At 48.4% G+C, this 1288-nt stretch carries 1 rRNA gene; it reads right to left on the reverse strand.

What is annotated here, in order from left to right:
• Positions 1-1219, reverse strand: a 23S ribosomal RNA gene (locus tag QUF07_RS13975); the annotation flags it as partial.
• Between the last annotated feature and the right edge of the window lie 69 nt (positions 1220-1288).

Consider the following 1288-nt stretch of genomic DNA (forward strand, 5'->3'; position numbering starts at 1 on the left):
ATTGGTCAAGTCCACAGTCTCGGTAATATGCTTAGCCCCGGTAAATTTTCGGCGCGGAATCACTCGACTAGTGAGCTATTACGCACTCTTTAAATGGTGGCTGCTTCTGAGCCAACATCCTAGTTGTCTATGCAACTCCACATCCTTTTCCACTTAGCATATATTTAGGGACCTTAACTGGTGGTCTGGGCTGTTCCCCTTTTGACGATGGATCTTATCACTCACCGTCTGACTCCCGGATAAAAATCAATGGTATTCGGAGTTTATCTGAACTTAGTAACCCATGACGGGCCCCTCGTCCAAACAGTGGCTCTACCTCCATGATTCTACGTCCGAGGCTAGCCCTAAAGCTATTTCGGAGAGAACCAGCTATCTCCAAGTTCGTTTGGAATTTCACCGCTACCCACACCTCATCCCAGCACTTTTCAACGTACACGGGTTCGGCCCTCCAGTGCGTTTTACCGCACCTTCAGCCTGGACATGGGTAGATCACCTGGTTTCGGGTCTACAGCAACATACTAAAACGCCCATTTCAGACTCGCTTTCGCTGCGGCTCCGGCTTTTAAACCTTAACCTGGCATGTTACCGTAACTCGCCGGTTCATTCTACAAGAGGCACGCTATCACCCATTAACGGGCTCTAACTGCTTGTAGGCACATGGTTTCAGGAACTATTTCACTCCCCTTCCGGGGTGCTTTTCACCTTTCCCTCACGGTACTGGTTCACTATCGGTCACTAGGGAGTATTTAGCCTTGGGAGATGGTCCTCCCGGATTCCGACGACGTTTCACGTGTGTCGCCGTACTCAGGATCCTGAACTGAGGGTCATTGATTTCATCTACGGGGCTATCACCCTGTTTCGCCAACCTTCCCAGATTGTTCGATTATCAACAACTTTGGTAACTCAAATGTTCAGTCCTACAACCCCAATGAGCAAGCTCATTGGTTTGGGCTGTTCCCCGTTCGCTCGCCGCTACTGAGGGAATCGAAATTTCTTTATGCTCCTGTGGGTACTGAGATGTTTCAGTTCCCCACGTCTACCTCTAGCCAGCTATGAATTCACTGGTTAGTAACAACTGATTAAAGTTGCTGGGTTGCCCCATTCGGAAATCTCCGGATCAAAGCTTACGTACAGCTCCCCGAAGCATATCGGTGTTAGTCCCGTCCTTCATCGGCTCCTAGTGCCAAGGCATCCACCATGCGCCCTTTTTAACTTAACCTGGCATCACAAAGTGATGCAAGTTAATTGAGTATTTGCGATTTTTTCTAGTTAACAAACTCAAAATAAC

This window comes from Lentilactobacillus sp. TOM.63, assembly GCF_030361045.1.
Taxonomy (GTDB): Bacteria; Bacillota; Bacilli; order Lactobacillales; family Lactobacillaceae; genus Lentilactobacillus; species Lentilactobacillus dabitei.